This window comes from Flavihumibacter sp. (assembly GCF_036676075.1).
Lineage (GTDB): Bacteria > Bacteroidota > Bacteroidia > Chitinophagales > Chitinophagaceae > Flavihumibacter.
Genome location: NZ_JAKFDQ010000022.1, coordinates 226312 through 246520, shown reverse-complemented (window position 1 = coordinate 246520; position 20209 = coordinate 226312). Strand labels below are relative to the sequence as shown.

General features: G+C 37.8%; 20 protein-coding genes. 12 read left to right on the top strand and 8 right to left on the bottom strand.

All coding sequences use genetic code 11. The annotated features are described in order from the left end of the window. Positions 1-10: 10 nt before the first annotated feature. Positions 11-1372 (bottom strand): 3-keto-disaccharide hydrolase, encoded by a 1362-nt coding sequence (locus V6M43_RS17690; RefSeq protein ID WP_332737613.1) that lies wholly within the window; start codon positions 1370-1372, stop codon positions 11-13. Between the two features lie 433 nt (positions 1373-1805). Between V6M43_RS17690 and V6M43_RS17685 the strand changes: the two genes are divergently transcribed. From V6M43_RS17685 to V6M43_RS17670, 4 genes are all read left to right on the top strand, one after another. Continuing rightward, positions 1806-2630, top strand: a complete 825-nt coding sequence (locus V6M43_RS17685) for a hypothetical protein (RefSeq protein WP_332737611.1) — start codon at positions 1806-1808, stop codon at positions 2628-2630. 47 nt (positions 2631-2677) lie between these two features. Further along, positions 2678-3277, top strand: coding sequence for a hypothetical protein (locus tag V6M43_RS17680; protein WP_332737609.1), 600 nt, complete (start codon positions 2678-2680; stop codon positions 3275-3277). A 65-nt stretch (positions 3278-3342) separates the two neighbouring features. Next, positions 3343-4470 carry a caspase family protein gene (locus V6M43_RS17675; protein WP_332737607.1) on the top strand — a complete coding sequence of 376 codons (1128 nt, stop codon included), beginning with the start codon at positions 3343-3345 and terminating at the stop codon, positions 4468-4470. Between the two features lie 2 nt (positions 4471-4472). Further along, positions 4473-6047, top strand: a complete 1575-nt coding sequence (locus V6M43_RS17670) for a S8 family peptidase (RefSeq protein ID WP_332737605.1) — start codon at positions 4473-4475, stop codon at positions 6045-6047. 515 nt (positions 6048-6562) lie between these two features. Here the strand turns inward: V6M43_RS17670 and V6M43_RS17665 are convergent. Together V6M43_RS17665 and V6M43_RS17660 are read right to left on the bottom strand one after the other, a co-directional pair. Then, positions 6563-8257 (bottom strand): ATP-dependent nuclease, encoded by a 1695-nt coding sequence (locus V6M43_RS17665; protein ID WP_332737604.1) that lies wholly within the window; start codon positions 8255-8257, stop codon positions 6563-6565. An 830-nt stretch (positions 8258-9087) separates the two neighbouring features. Further along, positions 9088-9366 (bottom strand): hypothetical protein, encoded by a 279-nt coding sequence (locus V6M43_RS17660; protein WP_332737602.1) that lies wholly within the window; start codon positions 9364-9366, stop codon positions 9088-9090. 642 nt (positions 9367-10008) lie between these two features. On the opposite strand from V6M43_RS17660, the gene V6M43_RS17655 reads away from it, so the two are divergent. The 8 genes from V6M43_RS17655 (at position 10009) to V6M43_RS17620 (ending at position 14797) form a co-directional block, all read left to right on the top strand. Further along, complete coding sequence (locus V6M43_RS17655; RefSeq protein WP_332737600.1) at positions 10009-10254, top strand: hypothetical protein; 246 nt, start codon at positions 10009-10011, stop codon at positions 10252-10254. A 382-nt stretch (positions 10255-10636) separates the two neighbouring features. Further along, the gene (locus tag V6M43_RS17650) at positions 10637-11209 is read left to right on the top strand and encodes a hypothetical protein (RefSeq protein ID WP_332737598.1); all 573 of its coding nucleotides are present in this window, start codon (positions 10637-10639) and stop codon (positions 11207-11209) included. A 143-nt stretch (positions 11210-11352) separates the two neighbouring features. Then, positions 11353-11490, top strand: coding sequence for a hypothetical protein (locus V6M43_RS17645; protein WP_332737596.1), 138 nt, complete (start codon positions 11353-11355; stop codon positions 11488-11490). Positions 11491-11571: 81 nt separating this feature from the next. After that, positions 11572-12135, top strand: coding sequence for a hypothetical protein (locus tag V6M43_RS17640; RefSeq protein ID WP_332737595.1), 564 nt, complete (start codon positions 11572-11574; stop codon positions 12133-12135). A gap of 1 nt (position 12136) precedes the next feature. Continuing rightward, positions 12137-12556: a DUF5675 family protein gene (locus V6M43_RS17635; protein WP_332737593.1), complete on the top strand. Its 420-nt coding sequence runs from the start codon at positions 12137-12139 to the stop codon at positions 12554-12556. Between the two features lie 203 nt (positions 12557-12759). Continuing rightward, positions 12760-13686, top strand: a complete 927-nt coding sequence (locus V6M43_RS17630; protein WP_332737591.1) for a helix-turn-helix domain-containing protein — start codon at positions 12760-12762, stop codon at positions 13684-13686. Further along, the gene (locus V6M43_RS17625; RefSeq protein ID WP_332737589.1) at positions 13683-14453 is read left to right on the top strand and encodes a FecR domain-containing protein; all 771 of its coding nucleotides are present in this window, start codon (positions 13683-13685) and stop codon (positions 14451-14453) included. Before V6M43_RS17630 ends, V6M43_RS17625 begins: the two co-directional genes overlap by 4 nt. Before the next feature lie 23 nt (positions 14454-14476). Next, positions 14477-14797: a LytR/AlgR family response regulator transcription factor gene (locus V6M43_RS17620; RefSeq protein ID WP_332737587.1), complete on the top strand. Its 321-nt coding sequence runs from the start codon at positions 14477-14479 to the stop codon at positions 14795-14797. 38 nt (positions 14798-14835) lie between these two features. On the opposite strand, the gene V6M43_RS17615 is transcribed toward V6M43_RS17620, so the two are convergent. The 5 genes from V6M43_RS17615 to V6M43_RS17595 all read right to left on the bottom strand — a co-directional run bounded on the left by V6M43_RS17615 (position 14836) and on the right by V6M43_RS17595 (position 20159). Beyond that, positions 14836-15762, bottom strand: coding sequence for a DUF5677 domain-containing protein (locus V6M43_RS17615; RefSeq protein ID WP_332737585.1), 927 nt, complete (start codon positions 15760-15762; stop codon positions 14836-14838). Positions 15763-15848: 86 nt separating this feature from the next. Then, a complete protein-coding gene (locus V6M43_RS17610; protein WP_332737583.1) occupies positions 15849-16592 on the bottom strand; it encodes a S1 family peptidase in 744 nt (247 codons plus the stop codon). A 53-nt stretch (positions 16593-16645) separates the two neighbouring features. Then, positions 16646-18268: a hypothetical protein gene (locus tag V6M43_RS17605; protein WP_332737581.1), complete on the bottom strand. Its 1623-nt coding sequence runs from the start codon at positions 18266-18268 to the stop codon at positions 16646-16648. A gap of 333 nt (positions 18269-18601) precedes the next feature. Beyond that, a complete protein-coding gene (locus tag V6M43_RS17600; RefSeq protein WP_332737579.1) occupies positions 18602-18940 on the bottom strand; it encodes an alpha/beta fold hydrolase in 339 nt (112 codons plus the stop codon). A 211-nt stretch (positions 18941-19151) separates the two neighbouring features. Continuing rightward, positions 19152-20159, bottom strand: coding sequence for an alpha/beta hydrolase (locus tag V6M43_RS17595; RefSeq protein ID WP_332737577.1), 1008 nt, complete (start codon positions 20157-20159; stop codon positions 19152-19154). Between the last annotated feature and the right edge of the window lie 50 nt (positions 20160-20209).

Genomic DNA, 20209 nt, shown 5'->3' with positions numbered 1-20209 from the left:
ATCGGTGCATTTACAGTTGACGGATCTTGATACTTCTGAAGTCCACCGCGTTGCCATGATCCTGCAGCAGTATCCTCCCCTTTTCTGCCATCCCGAAATTAGGCCATACTGCATATTTGCTCCTTGCCACCAGGGCTTGGTAGATAGGTGTGCCGCGCTGGTATTCCACCACCTTATAACCATTCAGGAAATGCTCCACGCGGTTATCAGGATGAACGCGGATCATACCGCGGTTCCATTCGCCGGGCTTCTTAATGGCCTGCCCGGGTTTGAGCGAAGGGATCAGGTCATAGAGGGAAGCGATGGTTCGGTTACCCACCACTCCTTCTTTGGCATCGGGATGTTTTGCATCATCGAGGATCTGGTATTCAAGGCCTATGGCCGAGCCTGAATTCTGTTCCTGCTCAGTCACGAAATATTTCACGCCGCTATTAGCGCCTTCCGTGAACCGGAAATCAAACTGCAGTTCAAAAGCGTTAAACATTTCTTCACTCACTATATCACCGCCGTTGGTTGATTCACCTCCACCGGCAGGCATCACGCGAAGCATGCCCTCTTCTATCTTCCATCCCTTTTCAGGGAAAGCTTTTTTGTAGGCGCCACGCCAGCCATCCGTATTGATGCCATTCCAGAGCAGCTTAACACCGTTCTTCTTTTCGGCATCGGTGAGTGCATTTGGAACAAGGTTCACCACGAAGATGCCGGTTTCGGGAGATGGCTTTAGGTTGCTGGTCTGGATCCGGATATTACGCCAGCGGATCTGCCTGCCGGCCTCTTCGGGTTTGCCGATGCTGTGCACCTGCAGGGCGATAAAGCCGGTGGTTTTAAGGTCATCCACGAGGTGGGCGGCGGGGATGCCATTCACCCAGGTGCGGACAGTATTGCCGATACATTCAATGCGATAGCGATTCCATTCATTATTGCGGAAGGCCTTTTTAGCCGGCTCATTGTATTCATGGGTATAGAGCCAGAGGCGGCGGCCTTCATCATAGATGCCACCGCTCCAGGCGCGGGCAGAAGGATCTATCTCCATCTGGTAGCCATGCACGCGACCGTTCTGGTATTCCGGCTTGCTCTCACTGCGGAACTGTATGCCCGAGTTCATGCGCGGGTCAACCTTGAATTCCAGTTCCAGGATAAAATCGTCGTAGTTCTTATCGGTAGCGAGGAATGAGTTGGGTTCATCTACAACGGTGGTACCCACGATCTCTCCTTTCTCCACAATATATTTCGCCTTGCCGCCAAGTTGTTTCCAGCCGCTGAGGTCTTTGCCGTTGAAGAGTTTGACCCAGTTTTCTTTGGCTTTGCTGGTTTGGGCAGATGCCCCCACAGTGATGGATAGGGCTATGGCAAGAAGAATCGATTTGATCATGATTATAGATGGTTTGCTCTGGCAGATTTTGAGAATCACTAAGTTAACTGGAAAAGGGGGAAATGGAAACTTGTAAAAATATTGATCAGATAGTGCCTATAAAATTAAAGTTTAGTTTTTTCAGCAAGAATGTTGGTGGTTAGATCAGATTGCTATAACCTAAATGAAAAAATACTATTGAATACGTACTCATAAAAATTACCACTTTAGGGTATTGCTAATATATCATTAACCTTATAAATTAGCATAAGTTTTAGCCACAACCCATCTTTTAAAACAACCTATCATTTAGTCAGCGAGTTGTATAATATATATAATTGCGATTAAAATTAAGGCGCCTTTTCGAGTGTCAGAATACCACTAAGTCCACCCCATACCAAGCTTACACTTCTTTTGGTAGAAAACTCAATATTTATAAAATAAATCAATTGAAATGAAATATTTTATTTGCGGATGGCTATTCCTAATATTAATCACTTTTAGTATTAACATAGTTGGACAGTTACCATCATCTAATGATGACCGTATATCACATACTTTTAATTATACGTTAAGAGTTGAGGCACCTATTTGGGAATGCGATATTACAGGTAAAATTATTGATAATGCAAAAGTTCAGACCGCTCCCTCAAATTCGATATTCACATTAATTGACCAAAATGAAGAATATTGCATAATAAAATTCTGGAATTGGAATTGGGAAAGATCAAATAAAAAAGCATTAGAATTTAATTATGTTGATTCATCAAAAGAAAGAAAAAAATACTTCCGTTTAGCTAATAAAGACTTCAACGCAAAAGCCATTAAACGATATAGAAGATGGGCACCTGTGTTTACTGCGGGGACAGTTATAGTTCCTGTAAAGATGCGTTTTAATAAATTTGATTTCTCAAAAGATTTTACAATTGGTCCAAGCATTGGAGCAAAGTTTAGAGCATCAAAATATTCCGACAATCATTTAAATTTACTACTGGGCTTTGGCATTACATCAGTTACTCTTGACAGTTTCTCAACAAAAGGGCAAATAATTACCTCAACTGATAGACCAGCGCTGACACCATCTCTCGGAATTGTTTTTGAATTCAACAATGTTCAGATCGGCTTATTTTCAGGCCTTGATTACATTTCAAAGAAAGAAAAAATTAATTGGCAGTATCAAGGAAAACCGTGGATATCTTTTGGACTTGGATATACTATTCTTTCAAGGCAGTCCAATAAAGTAAGTGATACTAATGGAAAACAAGACAAACCTTCATAAAACAATATGTATTACGTTTTAATAATTTAACCAAAAATAATTTGCAAATGAAATTGGCTTCATTAATAGTTATCTTCTACTTAGTAGAATCACTAAATGCAGATGCACAGATAACCTTAAGACTTAATAATTATACAAGTAATATAAAAAACTTTAAGGATACAACTATAGAGGCCCTGAAGATTGTAAGTTTTATTTTATCAACTGAAGAATTTAAAGAATCTCTCTCCAAGTTCAAATTCAAATGTACAAATCTACACTCATCCCGGCGAACTGAATGTAGTGAACTGCTTGGACCACAAGTTTATGATTCTTTAAATAAATTTTCTGATACCACATTAGATATAATAATAAAAAAATTACCATTAAAGGAAAGCATATTTGACCCAAATGATCAAATTGGAAAATCAAGTTATGGCAAATTTAAAGTAACTACTCGGAGTTGGTATTTAAATCAAACAACAAAATCATGGTATGCATCTGTAAAATATGCTGCTCATTTAGCTCATGAATACTGCCATATCCGGGGATACTACCATATAAATGGCCAAAAGTATGGTGAAGATGTTGCTCAAACAGTAGGAAAAATAGTTTCGAAAATTATAATGAGAAGACTAAAAGCAAATGAACCCATTACCCATGATTAGTAGTCCATTAAATTAACATCACTATTTCATTAATTTATTGTTGTATATTTTTAAACTTCTTAACTATGGATAACTTCTTCGCTTTAATAATTGGTGTTGGAGGTACGGACATTCCGGAAACAGTGAAAGATGCAGAAGCTATTCACAATGTTTTGACAACAAAAGGAGCATATAATCCCTTACACACCTATTATTTAACTGACCACAAAAGCACAAGAGATAATATTATCAATGCTTTTGATGAGATCATAAAAAAAAGTGAAGAAACAATAGATGCTACAGTATTCATTTATTATTCTGGACATGGGCAAAGATTTCCCATAGCAACCAGCAATGATTATGATTACTATTTAGTTACCTATGGAGGGGATTACAATAACAAGGAAAAAACAATGTTAAATGGCGATATATTTTCTGAAAAAATTGAAAATATCAAAGCTAAAAGAATATTAGTCATGCTAGATTGTTGTCATGCTGGAGGAATAAAAAAAGGTGGTCTGAAGACAAAAGGGGGGGAAATGACAATGTGTTCAAATAGAACCCTTCAAGAAAAGCTAAAGTCTGGGAAAGGTCGTGTTTTTGTTTCTTCATGTGATGATAATGAAACTTCTGTAATACTTCCTAATGCAAAATATAGCCTGTTTACTGAAGTTGCTTTAGAAGTCCTAAATGGATTTTATTCTCCTCTAAGAGAGTACGTAAGTGTTTTAGATTTAATATACCATGTCTTGATTGAAGTTCCTAACAGAATTCAGAAATTTAAGCATCATCAAAATCCAATCCTTACTGAAGCTATAAATCTAAATCATAAATACCATGTATGTAAAAACGGAGAATGGAAACCAAGGGATTACTTTCAGGAGACAATTACAGAACAGTCAAAAAAAGCAAGCTTAGAAGAAAATTATGACAAAAATAATTTTGAAGAATATATTCAAAAGAACAAGCCTGGTTTAGATGATATATATAAATCCATCGACAAAGAAAGGGTTCATAAAATAAACCCTAAAAGTGACTTGATCAATGAAATTGATAGTAATAAAGGTTGGAGTAAGAAATTGGGATCAACAAGTAATGATAAGGATAAGACCAAACAAAGTACTGAAGTGAATAATAATTCAAAAACTGTTAAAGAAGAATATGATGCCGATAAAATGTTAGACTTCATTAAAAACTACCTTCACAAAATATAATTATGGACCTATTAAATAACAACGGACATGTAATTAAAGATAAAGTTTTAATAAATAAAAGTCGAACCAATGACTGGGATATTGCACATAATCATTTAGATATTTCTCTCTCAAAGGAATATATTGAACCTAATCTAGAATCAAAGTTATTTGAAGTCCATAAGTATGGTATTAAAACAAAATCATTAGAAAATGATTATTTGCAAAATTGGCCTCAGCCTAAAGAAATATATGACAATTTGGTTTGGCATTTAAACGAAAACTTTTCTCAATTGCGAAAAGCTAAAGAAGCGGTAATAAGAAAAGTAGGAATAGAAAATTGCAAAATAAAAATTGCAATAATTGACACTGGTTATCAACCAGGACATCCTGCACTACCAGAAGGTTTTGAAACACCTAAAGGAATTAGTTTTATTAATGGTGAAACAAATCAAGCCGCAATTGACATAAGCACAGGAACTATTGCTGAACAAAATGGACATGGTACAGCTACAATCGCAATTTTAGGAGGAAAAAATGTAGACATTCGGATTTCAACTCAAAGTTACAAAGGCGAATTTGGTGCTATTCCTTTTGCTGAAATAATCCCTATTAGAATATGCGACACCGTAGCATTGATTAGAACGAGTGGTTTTGTAGATGCTGTAGAGTATGCAATAAATCAAGGATGTGAAGTAATCAGTATGTCAATGGCTGGAGCACCTACAAAAGCCTGGGCAACAGTTGTAAATAAGGCTTATGAAAACGGTGTTGTACTCGTAACAGCAGCAGGAAACAGTTGGTTTAAAGGATTAGCAAGTATATCACCAAAAAGAGTATTATATCCCGCCCGTTGGGATAGAGTAATAGCCGCAACTGGAGTTGCATATAATCATTTACCATACGCCATGGAAGCACAAACGAAATTAATGGGTGGAAATAGCGAATACATGCAAGGAAACTATGGACCTTTAAGTGCAATGAAATCAGCTATTGCTGCGTATACACCAAATACAACCTGGGCAACGTTAAATGATAAAAGATATCCTTTTAGAATAAACGGGGCAGGGACTTCTTCAGCTACCCCTCAAATTGCCGCTGCTGCGGCGTTATGGATTATTTATCATAGAGAAAAACTTGAAAACTTGCTAAAAAATAAGCCGACTGAGAGTTGGAAGAAAGTTGAAATGGTAAAAAATGCTCTTTTCAGTATGGCTGACAAATCACATCCAGAATATTCTAAATATTTTGGAAAAGGAATACTAAAATCCTTCGATGCTTTGAGTTTTGATCCATCAACTACAGGATTAGAAAAAGCAAAAGATGCCACAGTTTCTCTGTGGGGTATAATAGATCTATTAGGTGTGGTATTACGCTTAAAAAGTGGGAATAACGAAGAAATGATAACTCGCGGTGAGATGTTCGGGGTAGAAATTCTACAAGAAATGCACAAGAACCAAAAACTGTATAAATTTTTAGATTCTGATGAAACTTATATCTGGACAGTAGAAGAAAAAAATGAAATAGTTACAGTATTATTGGATTCACCTAATATATCATTAAGACTTAAAGATTATTTGAGGCAAGGCACTCTTTAAGTATTGTTGAATTTCGAACTTTGTTTAAATTGATTTAAATCCTAAAAATATTATTTAATAACCCTAAGTAGCTCGTGACAAACTAATGGAATATAAGTACCTAAATTTGAGGAGTCTTGCTCCATTTTTTTTATTCCCCTGATTGTAACACTATCTTTTAACTAGCGTTCGGTTTTTAGAATAATTAATAAATAAACTCAGCATTGGTAAATTTATACTGTCGCTTCTATTTTAAAAGAGCTGGAAGGCTGGGAAGCTATAGATGTTTGCCTAAAAAGCCTATATGACCAGAACTGCTGGCTCATCAATAACTACGATGAAAAAAAATTAAGATCACCTATTACTTTTTGAACTATCATTGAGTTTTCTCCGCTACGCAGCATTGCATTAAGCTGCATTTGCAGATTTGGAGATTCACCCGTTGTTACAAAATATCATCTAAAACCTCTAACTAATTGTCTTTACTACAAAGTTTTTTGACGAAAGTACAGTTCCAGGTTACCTTTCAATTTCAATTATTTAAATATCTTATTCAATGGTTTTATCATAAGATAAAATTCGTTAAAATTGTTAAGATCATTCTGGCCATCTATTTTAAATTTTTCTAGTATTTTAGTCTTTAAATGATTTCGACAATTTTTTCCTTCTGGTGAATTTTCCATTGCCTTCTGGACTAATTCTACGTTATCAGAATATACTTGTGATAATAGTTTATGAGGAATTAAACCTTCAATACATTTTTTTCCAGTTTCGTTCTTTCCAATTACTATAAACTCTTTATTTTCCTTAAGCCCAAGGGTATCAAAAGCACTTTTAACTTCAGGAAATTTATCAAGGTCGACTGTAACAACAAACCGCTTAAATCTTTCTTTGATAAACCTTAATAATATATTATTCTTAATATTTCCAGCGCCACCATATGGAAATATTTCACCATTAAAATTCAAACGACAATTTCCATGTTTTTCATCTTTTAATAATTCAAAATATTCTTTGTCTGATTCACCCTCAACCAATATTATGTCACTTGAACCGCTAAATATTGTGGATTTTAAAGGACCGAAGTCATCACCACTAATTCCAAGTGATAATGCAAACGGTTCATACCATTTATCTCCACTTGTATTTACTATTTCAGAACCTTTTACTGTCGCAGATAGATTTTTTTGAAGTAGAATGTTAGCAGATGGCTCCTTATGACTTAATAGATATGGACTATGGGTAGCGACAATTATTTGTATTTTAAACTCAAAAGCTAAATCTTGTAATACTCTGCCAAATTCAGCCTGCGCAGAAGGATGTAAAAAACTTTCTGGTTCTTCTATCACAATTATTGGCGTTAAGCGGTCATTTACAGAACTAGACTCTTGAACTCTTTTGGCATTCATTAAATTTAAAAGTATCAAGGTTCTATTTTTAGTTCCACTTCCCCAATCGTCTAATGAAACTTCAATCCCTTTTTCTTTCAATGATATTTCTACACTCTCCCTTTCAATATTTAAGCTTGAAATACCAAGGGAAACATCATACTTGTCTTCTAGTCTTCCTAGTAAAGAACTAAACTGCGTTTGATGTTTTTTAAGTAATTTTTTTACTTCATTTTCTAAACTTTCTTTTCTTTTAGTAATCTCTGTCCTATCCTCCTTACCAATATATGAAATTAGATTATCCCTTCTAGCTCTTCTTAGAAAAATTGGATCATTTTCCGTTGAATTATGAAATAATACTGAACCGGAACCTCTTAACCTATTTAATAATTCTTCCCGCTTATATTCATCTGAAATTTCGTGATTTCCAAAAATTGTTTTGATCTTTAAATCTTTTTGTTCAGCTTCCACAATCGCAATAATTCTTAAGGTTTCCTTCGAATTACTAAATTCTGTTTCATCCTTAAATATCAGCTCTTTTATAAACTTGAATAACCCAGCATCGTTTGATTCATCCAACTCAAGTTCAATTTCAACATAAATTTCTTCTTTTGTTTTGTCTTTCCTTTTTGAGTTAGGATAATCACTAGCATAATGAATAACATTTTCTGAGTAATCTCTTAAAAATCTAAAATCATATGTTAAGAACGCTAAAAGAGCTCTTATAATATTGGATTTTCCAGAGTTGTTTTTCCCAGAAAGGGCATTATAGAATGGGTTAAAGCTGATCTCTAAATTTTCTAAGCTTCGATAATTTTTCGTCTTTAGCCTCTTTATAATCATATTATTAATTGTTTTATAATTACTCTGAATGAATTACTACTTATCATTTATTCGTCAGCCGCTATTATGGACGCAGCTTTTTATAAAGTCTTTAAATCAATCTAGGATATGTGCAGGTACTTTATTGATAAAGCTTCCGATGATCTCATTAACTTTGCAAATGAAGATTTTCTGGATAAGTGTAGTCGAATCTTATTCTCATTTTGATGTTTAAGAGACGATCCAACAGGACCGTCTAACCAATCAATAATTTAGTGAAGGAAAAACTCATACTTCTTCTGAATTTCAGGCCTAACACCAGCCGAACCCAGCTTTGTATCTTTTTCATGCCTATTGTTTAAAATATTAAGACGATTTGCTGTGTTTACAGCTTTCATCTGACCCACTAAAAAATATATATCAATGTCTCAATAATCATCTAATTGCCGCATTCAAGTTTGAAAAAGTGTATGCGGCTATTAACTTCCATTTTATTTTTAGGTATTGTATATCTTGCACTTTATTGCGATCATTATTATGCTCAATAAACTGGAATGCAATTCTATTTAAGATGGTCGTTTTACCTGTACCGTTTTACCAGTTAAAATAATACGTTTAAATTCTGGCTAGGAATTTATTTGGATTCAAAATTTTGGTATTCGAAGCAGTTGTTTATGTTTCTATGTTTTAAAGATGGAAAGTTCATTTAAACTGATTGCGTCAACGAGTTATTGTGTGAAGATTTGAATATACATCTAGTTTATTGTGTATAATAATGATTAAGGATTCCGCAGGCGGGGCCATTTATGACGTCCAACACCGAGCCGAAGCTTGAGTAAAGAACTAAATTTTTACTTTAACTTTTTCTCGAAAAACTTTGTTGCTGCATCAGTTTGGGTCTTGATATGCTCCGCTTGATATTGGCGCCTATATAAATAGCCAAGTACTAATTCCTGCATTTCAACAAGGCGGACGCCTATTCCCTCCGCGTCTTTTCTAATGACCTTCGCTCTTTCTTCATCCGCAGGATGGCCAGCAAAGATGCCATCTTCACTTCCAAAACACCCCCCAATACTTTGTCTTAATTTTTCAAGAGTGTTTAAATATTTAACTTTTTGTTCGTCCGACATTTTTATTAAATTTTAATTGATTTTAACTTTCATCCAACTATTTAATTTTTAAGATAAACGAAGCCATGAATTATTTTTATTCCCTATTAAAAATATTATGTTTTAAACATTGCGAAATTTCTCATTTAAATACCCTGCTGTGCATTTGTGCAGAGTAGAATTGATCGTACTGAAAAAAAATCAATGAGTATTCACTACACTTTTGCTCATGTCCATTGTTTAAGACAATTGGTAATTTGAAGAATTTTTCTTTACAGATTCCAATATATAACGTTTCATCTTCTCCTACAATACCACTAAGAGGTAATTTTCTTCACTATATCTGCCAATTGAGTTAATAATTAAAAAACAATTTATGAAAAATTATAAGTTGCTGATTAGGTTCTCAGAAAGTGAGCAACCCCTCCAAAACCCAAACCAGGGAGCCAAAACCATATTCAGGGAGCGTTAAAACACACCATTTCCTCCTACCCACTTGTTCTACCCCCCCCATTTTAACCATCCACAAAATACCTCCTGCGCCAGTTTTGATACCTCCTGCGCACTAATTTCTACCTCCCGCGAATTTCATTTGGAATCCTTGCTGCTGCTTGTTATTGTTGTTTCAGTCAACCAGCAATCAATTATTCTAAATTATTTTTTATGAAAAAGCAGTTCATCATCATCACAGAAAAGGCTTCTGATTTCAAAGCATCTCCTGATTCAATCATCTTTATCCGCAAGTCCGGCGATCGCTGTAAGATCATTACCAAAAAGGGGAAATTTTCCGCCAGGTGCTACCTGTTGAAACAAAACCAGAATAAACCGCTTAACCCTCTTTTGAGACGCGACACTTATGGTGCCGTCCCCACCCTTAACCTGAATTGCTTTTTTCTCCTCCCTGCCTGATACCCGATCCCCCACCAACCTTTCCTAACCCACCCTGGACAGCCACATGACAGCGCGGGAGATGTGGCCCCGCAAAGTCTTCCAGTACCGGTGATGGTTAGGTTGGAAATGGATTGGCACAGATAAACCCCGCCAGACTGCCGTGAGAGTGCCGAGAGAGTGCCTGGATAGTCCTTAAAAACTCTGGCAAAACCCTGCAAAAACCCTATAGAAACCCCTTCCAGAGTACGGGAAAACCCAGGTGAACTGTCACGAATAGCACCCCCCCGTATAGCACGAATGACTCGTTTTTGCCCAGGCAAGGCCCCTTTTCTTCGCATTCTCCGCGGTAAGCTGGCACGAATGACACAATCCATCTTCGTAACGCTTAAAAACTTTTCCCATGTCATCCACTACCAACAACATGCTTACCAAAAACTACAGAGGTAAAGTAGGAAAGCAGTATGTAATGAAAACCCGCGGCGATAAATCTATCATCGCCTCCCTGCCCAAACGCCGCGATCCTGGCGTTCCCGTTCCCCCCAATATGCTGCAGCTCCAGAAAAAATTCCAACGGGCTTCTATTTATGCCCGTATGAGTAACACCAACCCCGACCTGATGCTGCAGTATGCCGATGGGCGCAGGGGGAACCAAACCGCCTTCAACGTGGCCTTCCTCGATGCTTACAAAGGTCCTGAAGTTGGTGACCTCCGCGCCGACGCTTACAAGGGACAACCCGGTCAACCTCTCTTCATTGAGGCGATCGATAACTTCCGCGTAACCAGCGTGCGCTTCACTCTCATCGCCCCCGACGGCAGCATCCTGGAAGAAGGCGATGCCCAAATGGATGAAACTACCGGGTACGACTGGATCTACACCACCCAGGTGGCGAACCCCAGTCTAACGGGTACAACCATCCGCGTTGTCGCCGAAGACCTTCCCAAGAACAGGGCCTTCTTCGAAGCCGTTCTCTGATCCACCTCCGCCCTATGATCACCCCCATTTTTTAACCTAAAAACCCTGAACAGATGAAACAAATTGATATCGACCAGCTCTCGCTCACCGGCCGCGCTCTTGCTGAGACACCGAAATTTTTCGTCAAGCTGAGAAATATCGGTATGGCCCTCGCCGCCATCAGCGCCGCCCTCCTGGCTTCTCCCGTGGCACTCCCCGCCATTGTAGTTACCGTGGCTAGCTACCTCGGTGTGGCAGCAACTGTTGCAAGCGCCGTTAGCCAGGTTGCCGTGAAGGGATAATCCATCACCTCCCCCTTCCTTCACAAGCCCCGGCCCGCGCCGGCCGGGGCTCTTTTATCTCATTACTTAATTTTTCTTTCTATGGAAAAGATACCATTGAAAACACCTTCGTGTGCCCTTCTTAAAGGGTTCCACCCACTCACTGGATTGCTGAGGAAACTCTACACACTCATCCAAAACTGGATCGCCACACAACCCAAACCCGCACTAACGGCAACCATTATCCCATCACGTATCCGTTTTAAAGATGCCGTCGACTATGCCAAAAAGGTTTACCACGATGAAGCTTTATTAAGCGCCTACCAGAAACTGGCTGCACCCGGCGTTCACCTTTTTCGGTTAGCCATCAGCGATGCACTCTGCGGCCCGCATATCTCTGACCTCTTTCACCTGGTGCGGAAAGGCGAGGACAGTCTCACCATTCGCATCAAAGCCACCGACAATGTAGCCGTTGCAAAAGTACTGTTCAGGTTTGTAGGCGCCGATGGGCATCTGCTGGAAGAAGGCATGGGACATGGTTTCGGCGACCGCGGCTGGTGGATCTACACCACCCGGCACAGCATCGATGACCTTCCCGATTCTTTGGTAACCATCACCGCTTTTGACATCTCCGGTAACAAGGCAATCATCTGTAAATATTTTTGACATGGAACTCCTCATAGAACGCGAATACGAACCTACCGGCACTAACGGCATCCTCAGTTGCAATGAGCATTTCCTCTGCTTCACCATTGAGCTCCCCTGGCAAGATAACCGCCGCATGCATTCCTGCATCCCCGAAGGCCGCTACCCGCTTGTGCTCCGTTACAGCACCCGCCATCGTCTACACCTGATGGTTAAGGATGTACCCGGCCGAACGCTGATCCTCATCCACAAGGCCAACAACGCGCTGAAAGAGCTGAAAGGCTGCATCGCCCCCGTGGCCGAAATGCTGGCCCCCGGCATCGGAAGGAACTCCGTCATGGCTTTCAAATGCCTCATGGTCACCGTTAGCAACGCCCTTGAAAAGGGTGAGAAGGTCTGGTTGCGCATAACCAGGCTTTCTGATCGCTACGGTTCCACCTGAAGTGCCAAACCCTACCCCCGACCAATCCTGGTTGGGGGTTATTTAGAACAAAAACATGCTACAGGGAGAGAAAAACCATGTACAGGGAATATTTTCGGTTACTCGCAAACATTTTATCTTAAAAGTTTGCAAGAATACTTTTCAATATCTAGCATTGTATATCCGCACCCCTGAGTAGTTGATAACTATTAAATCTACTTTACGTGCAAACGCAAATCTCACAAGAACTGAATGGTGCCATCAAGCTGAAAACCAACTTTGATGGCGAGTATCCAATAAAGGATCTTCCCCCTCATATTACGAGAGGTACCAAAGAAGAAAAAGGCAAAATTATGGCCATTGAATACCTGACGGGCGATGGACCACTTTACTGGTATTCTTTTGAAACTAAAGCCCAATGGGAACTCAGGTTCCAGGATAAAGCAGAGGAATTGAAACTTCTGATTGTAACGAAGGGCAAATTTATGCTCAATGTAAAGGGAGGCACAAACTGGTCATTAAATCCGGGAAATATCTGCCTGCTAAATTCATCCGATTACAAGATCATTTTAGATCCAAATGTCAAAGTGGATTATTTTCTTTTTCCTATCAAAGCGCTCAGCCAAAAGTATAGATGGGAAATTCTTTCGGAAAATCGTTTTAATACCACAACCAGAATGGATGAAATTATCAGGGATATAATTCAACTGTATAAGCCTGAGTATGACGCAAAGGACAAACTCTCTTGTATTTTAACACAATTGATTATCGAAGTAAAATATGCGTGTGAAATGGGACAGGAAATAGGGCTGATTGATCCCGAGGACCGCAAAAAATTAATAGAGGCGGATGAATACATACAAAAGAATGCAACCACAAAAAGGATTTTGTCCACAAAAGAAATTTCGATGTTTGTTACCATGAACGAGTGTAAGCTGAAAAAGTTATATAAGGCATACTATAAAAGGACATTAGGCGAACAGCAGAATTACTACCGGGTACTGGAGGGGAAACGATTACTCATAGAAGAAAATAGACTTGTTGAAGAAGCAGCCATATTAGCTGGATTTAATAACGCTGATACTTTTCGTGATCATTTTGTAAAACATTTTGGCTCCAAACCCATCGTTTGGTTAAAAAATAATATATGACAACCTATAAAGCACGCATAGAAGCACTTGCTGCTAAAGCTGATTTTTCGCCACGGGCAGCTTATCTGCTAAAGAATTTCTTTCTCGACCTCACAACCCAGGAAGAGCAAGATGAGCTGGACCTGTGGATGAATGAAAGTGAAGCCAATGGGGAGATGTTTGATCTTCTGATAGACGTGAACGCTGATGGAACCGGTGCCGGAACCATTGCCCTTCTGCATAAGCTGGGCCGTGAGAAAACAAAAAAGAAATTCAAATTCCACAAAGGTTTCTGGATAGGCATACTCGTTATACTGGGCGTAAGCACCCTCGATCATTTTCTTCCCAAGCATCCCATTGCCAGCTTCTTCAGCGGCGGGAAAGAGATCCGGGATTTCGGCTTCTTTGATATCACCGTTGAAACCGGCGAGGATACAAAGCAGATCTGGCTCTATGACAGCACGTTGGTTGAACTGTTGCCACATTCCAAAATCGTTTACCCTCCCCAGTTCTATCCCCACTCCCGTGAAATTGAACTGACAGGCGCGGCAAAGTTCACTGTAGCAAAATGGAAAGGCGAACCGTTCAGGGTTGTAACCGGCAAAGTATGGATGACTTGTCCGGAAGGCGTATTCACACTTCAGCAGGAAAAGGATCTTTCGCGCGGAACCATCAGTGCTGGAACAGGTGTTGTGACGGTAGGCTATACCAGACGGGAATCCTGGATTATTGAACCTGGAGAGAAAGGTCATTTTGCAAATGGCGAGGTGAAGATCGATCGCCCCTAACCCCACCCTTAAAATAAAATATCATGAACCCTCAACCCCTATTACTACCCAATGGTCGCAGCCTTGACCGGGTACCACTATCAAACATTGTTTACATCGAAGTAATGGACAAGCTCTGCAAGGTGGTTACCACCAAGCAGGAATACCAGATTTCAGCATCGCTGAATTCATTCGTGAAGCTCTTATCAGAACCTGATTTTATAAAGATCCACCGCAATTATGTGGTAGCCTTGAATCATGTCAATTCAATTGGTGATTCAGAGATTGTGGTGCTGGGCAAGAAGCTACCTGTGTCAAGGAATAACAGGATGAAGTTGTTTAGTTGTTTTAGGTTGTATAGGTAAATGAGTATTTAATTTTAAAAAACAATTTGAATTTGAATTTATTTTACTATCAGTTTTAAAGCATTTATTTTTAAAAAGGCTTCGCGGCTTTGGATATACCATTTCGTGAATTCATCTGATTTTTCAGGTAATCTTTTAGATACATAAAGCCTAAATATTTTGTAAGTGAACAGCGTTGAAAATAACACCACTTCCTGTAAATCTTTCAGATACCTTAATTGAACAATGCTTACGCTATGTTCTTTATTACTAGCAAAAACCTTACCCAAATACACGTCGGTTCCATGAACAGTCCCTGACCATTTTCTGTATAGTAATTCATAGGTACTTTTTTGATTTAGATATCCAGCTAACGCCTCAATATTTCTTGGTCCATCCTTAACCGAATACCATGGTGGATTTTTATACCCCTTTTTTATTGCCTTTTCAAAATGTAAGTTATAGCCAACTAATGATTCAGATGCTAATAACTTCTCTTTACTCTTTATAAATTCTGTAACCTGTTGAAGTTGTAATATGTCTGGTTGGGGAGAAAAGCCTTCTTTTTCAAATATCTCCAAAAGCTTTTTACTATCATTAAAATGAGGGGAAAATTTCTTTGCGCTTCTAATTTGTCTTCTTATGTCACTTACAATATAATTTAATGATCTCTCTTCAGTGTCTTTTTCAAAAAGATAATCTAGAAATAAGGTAGTTTCGAAAAGTGCCCTTATTAATATTTTTGCAGTATCTCCAGTTCCTTTATTTGTAAGTATTGAAATAGAATCAAGAATATCCAGAAAATGCCTAAAAAGCATTACCGCTGGCAAATTCTCCTCACCTCCGCTTTTTGATTTGCTATCTGAATAAAGAAGTTGACTGCCATAATTCACAGATTCCTCTATAATATCAGTAAACTCTTTAATTACTTCTAAAAGTTCTGTAGGAACTTGCCTGTTAATTATTTCTTTGATGGGAGTTGTCATAATATTTTATCCAGCAGAAGAGAGGCCTTCATAAATTTTGACAATTTGCTATTCTTAGTTTATAAATCAGAGATTCCGTCAATTAATTAATTTTCAACATCAATAATCCCTAAATTAATTAAATCTCGTATAGAAAATAAGCCTTGCTCATTCTCTTCTGCTTGAAGGTCCAAAAGAAAATCAATAGGAGTGATAAATGATAGAGGTTCGCTTCCTTCCTCTAAATCCATTCCGCTTGAGTTTACTCCAACTACACAGTTGTTTCGAAATACTGGCCCTCCACTAGAACCAGAATCGATAAACATACTTGTTTGATAGCACCTATTTCTAACTATTGGACTCCCCTCAGGCAAGAAACTTTGTACAAGCCCTGTTGTCCAATTCCCTGTAAAATTAAATGAAATATGAGGGTGAGTAAATTCTCTTGATGTACGTGGATAACCGTAAGCTGCAATTTTATCATTAATTTCCAGCGGCTTCATGGACATCTTAAATATATGAGCCATCTCAAAATCAGTTTCCTGAGCCTTTTCGTCTCGTGCTTGACCTAACTTTCCTAAGGCAATATCTGCTTGTGGATGAATTGATAAATGGGTAATAGGTCTTAAAACCAGGTTTTTATTACTCAAGGTTTGAACCCCCATAATCATACTAAAAATATTATTATTATTATCATAAAGGACATGCTTTGCTGTAACAAACCAACCATTTGGATTTATGAAAAAAGCTGTGCCTACACATATAAAATTAGGAGTCCTTTTTACGTACGCAATTAATGGAAATATGGCTTGATTATGCGCAATTGTTTGCCCAAGATTATTAGTTAACATTAATAATAATATTACTCATCAAAAAAACATAATTGGCTTAACACTTTCTACTCCTATTCCAACTGAGGTTTACCCACTTTATTACTTAACAATTCAACTTTAAAAAACAGTTGGAACATACTCGTATAAATTGTTGTATAAGTAGACTCATTATTACTATCGATATCATCTGGTCTTTTAAATAATGGGTCTGAAATCTCATATGCTAATAATGTATTTAGCGATTCGTTTCTTGATTTTATAGGATACCCACCTATTCCCGAAGCGCCCAAATTAATTCCATCATTATTACAAGTTATTTCAAAAAAATATTTATCTGTAAGAAATCCACTCCAGCTTTGACTAACATTATTAAAGGTATATTCTTCGCCCTTTCTAAGGTTTGAAATTGTAGTATTAATTCTATTTTGACCACTACCAAAACCTACAGTTACTCCATTTTCATTGTAGCTGCTTGGTAAAGGAGTTGGAAAAGTATAGGTTTTGTTAAGTGATTCATCGTAATATCTAAAGCTATTATTCTCCAACCTTTTAATTTTTACTAAAGTTGCTTTGATTGTTTGAATTAAATTAGACTTCTTTTCATAACTCACTTTCATATTTATATTGCCAGAGTGGGTTCGTGGCGTAGTTATTTTACCTAATTTAGTTTTGACTATAAAAAAGCCTCTTAGTATATTGTTGTCAGAAGTTTTATAACCCAAATTATAAAAGTCAACATTTATCAATTCTATATTACTTTCTTCGATAATAGTGGCTATTGTATCATTTTCAAATATTAAGAAATGTTTATTCCCGTCATTATCTTTAATTGTTACATTATTATGTGCAATAACACTTGCGGTAATTTGTAATTTTTCTTTTTGTCTCCTATTAAGTTCAAAAGCAAAGGCGAAGTTCCCGCTCAAAGTATCCTTACTCCAAATATTTATGGGTGTATCAAAATAATCATTTTCACTTTCAAACTTTCCCGAATTGTCTACAGCTAAAAACAAATTATAATAACGCTTATTTTTCCAAACAAACTCCTGTTGAATGGACCATCCTTGATCTATTGGATGTATTTCATTGTTATCCTTATGACCACCTGGATTATCTGGATCTAAACTTGGATGCCAATCACCAGCTGACTCCTTAACCCAAGCTCCATACATACACCCACCTGGCCGAAATTGTATATTATGCAATGAAACGGGGTAATATTTTTCAAATCCTGGATCAAATCTTATTTCACCTTCAAAATGATTCCATGGATAGTAATTATTACCAGAGCTTAGTGCATCGAAATGTTTTGTCAAAAGTGGATTTGTGAAAGGAATATCATAAACAATATTAAAATCTCCATCACTAGCATATTTTGAAAAGATTTCACGCCCACAGAATGTTCTTTTAAACCCATCTATTGGATGATAGTCTGTAACATTCCCGCCACTGTTTCTGGCTTTTTCCATCCCTATTTCCTCTGGCTTAAAAAAATCATTTCCAATTATTCCATATTGATTATTAGCTACATCGAACTTTCCATCTTCGAGATGCTGTCTTAAATTTTCAATAGTAGTCTTGGAATATGTGGTTCCATATCTATGGTCCCTTACAATTAATTTTCTAATAGTGGATTGAGAATATAAAGAACAGGCAGTCATTAAACATATTAGTAATAAAAATGAACTTCTCATACAGTTAAGTTTAATAGTGAAGTATTGGCCATGTTAACGTCTAATTATTTAATTATACTTTGTACAAAACGTTGTAGTAATTACAAAGGCGAGGGTCAGAATTAAATGGACCAGCCATACAAAAGAATCTTTTGAACTTCTATTCCGAAATCAATTTATCATTCTTCCGATAAAATTAGTACCGTATTTTTCCCGGTCCTTTCCAGTTATTTTTCCCGAACTTTTTAAAGCGGGTATATAAAAGTTATTAAGGAAGATTATACCGGGTGCAGCTTGTTATTCTGTGCAATGTCTTCCTTATTCTGTGTGGCCCAGTATTCCAACGAGGGAGGCTTAACTGAGTAGGAAAAATTTATCCGGGATCACAAATCCTCTCACACCGTTGTTTGCTCCCCCTTCCATTACCTTTTTGATCTTGTCAGCCCTCCTATTAGCTAACTGAAGACCAACAATGGGTCCATCACTCCAGCCCATCACATAGCCACTGTCAATCTTTAGTGAGTCGATCAGTTGCGACATGAAATCCGTTAACGGTCGTAAATTAAACTCAATTTGTTCAGACCTTCCTTGTCCTGGTGTATCAGGTGCAATAACTCTGAAATGTTTTGAAAGTTCAGGGATGCATTTACTAAAGTCCTTTATTCTCCTGTTGATCCCACCACCTGAAAGCAATAGCAGTGGAGTACCCTTTCCATATTCCTCATAATGGATGTTATTGCCGTTGATATTTATTGCGCTGCAGTTATTCGACTCAAATTCAATTTTATCTGTCCCGGTCTTGCAACCTGCCCCACAATAGCGAAACGGATATATGGCCGATGGCTATTTTTATGTTCTTTATTTTTTGGTGGTTAATTTATTCGCCAATACTGCACATACCTTGCTATCGCTGGTTTTCATTAGAAAGTTGTTTTAGAAATTTTATCGACCGTTCAAGTGCAAATTTTCCTGAGTCATCAAATGTAAACTGATATTCATGTCCTAAAGCGGGTTCGTGATTTTCAGGGAAAAACAATGTATCTATTGATATATTCACAACCGATAGTCTGTCTGCTAAAAGTTTAGATTGTGGTAATAAAGGATCATTATTTCCGGCAGAAATGAATGTGGGCGGAAACGCAGTTGTCAGGTAGTTTGTGACTGAAGCAGTTTTTGCATAAGCATTATTCGAAATGTCCTTCGTATCGAAATAGGCCCATGTTACCGATTTCAGGAAGGATCCAAAAGCACCTTCAGTGTTTAGATTGTCAATTTCATAGATCCCACAATATAAAAGCAAACCTTTTAGCTGCTGGAGAGTAAGGCCCGGCTTTATTCTGGTCATTTCTGCATAGGAAGGACTTGTAATGACATTTGCTGCCGCGGCTGAAATCATAGAACCACCTGAGTCTCCCGCGAGCACAAAAAAGGTGGTGTCGGCATGAAATGTATCTCCATTGGATGAAATGTATGCCAATGCCCTGTTCAGTTGCTGAATGGGTGTTGGATATTTTGCTTCCGGCGCAACAGTGTAATCAATTGAGATTACTACATAACCTTTCGCGGCTAGTATTTTACAATAATTAGCAACCTGAGTTTTATCTCCTGATATCAATCCGCCTCCATGTGTCCATACAATAACAGGTAGTTTAGCTTTTGCTTTTACAGAATCCCGATGGAAGTAGGCATCCATAAAAGCATCCGGATCTTTTTCATCATAGTGTATATTGCTGATGGTTTCTATTTGATCGGGAACATGCTTTTCCAGTTCCATATTTACCCGCACTGCTTCTTTATTGAAAGCATTTCGTATCATCCAAACTGATGGATAGGGTGACAATTTGAACGAAAGAAAAATAATACCTGCCAATACAAGGATTGAAATCAATGCCAGTTTTACAATCTTTTTCATTTGTTATTTATTGACGCTACTTCGGATCACCCTAACCATATCAAAATTAT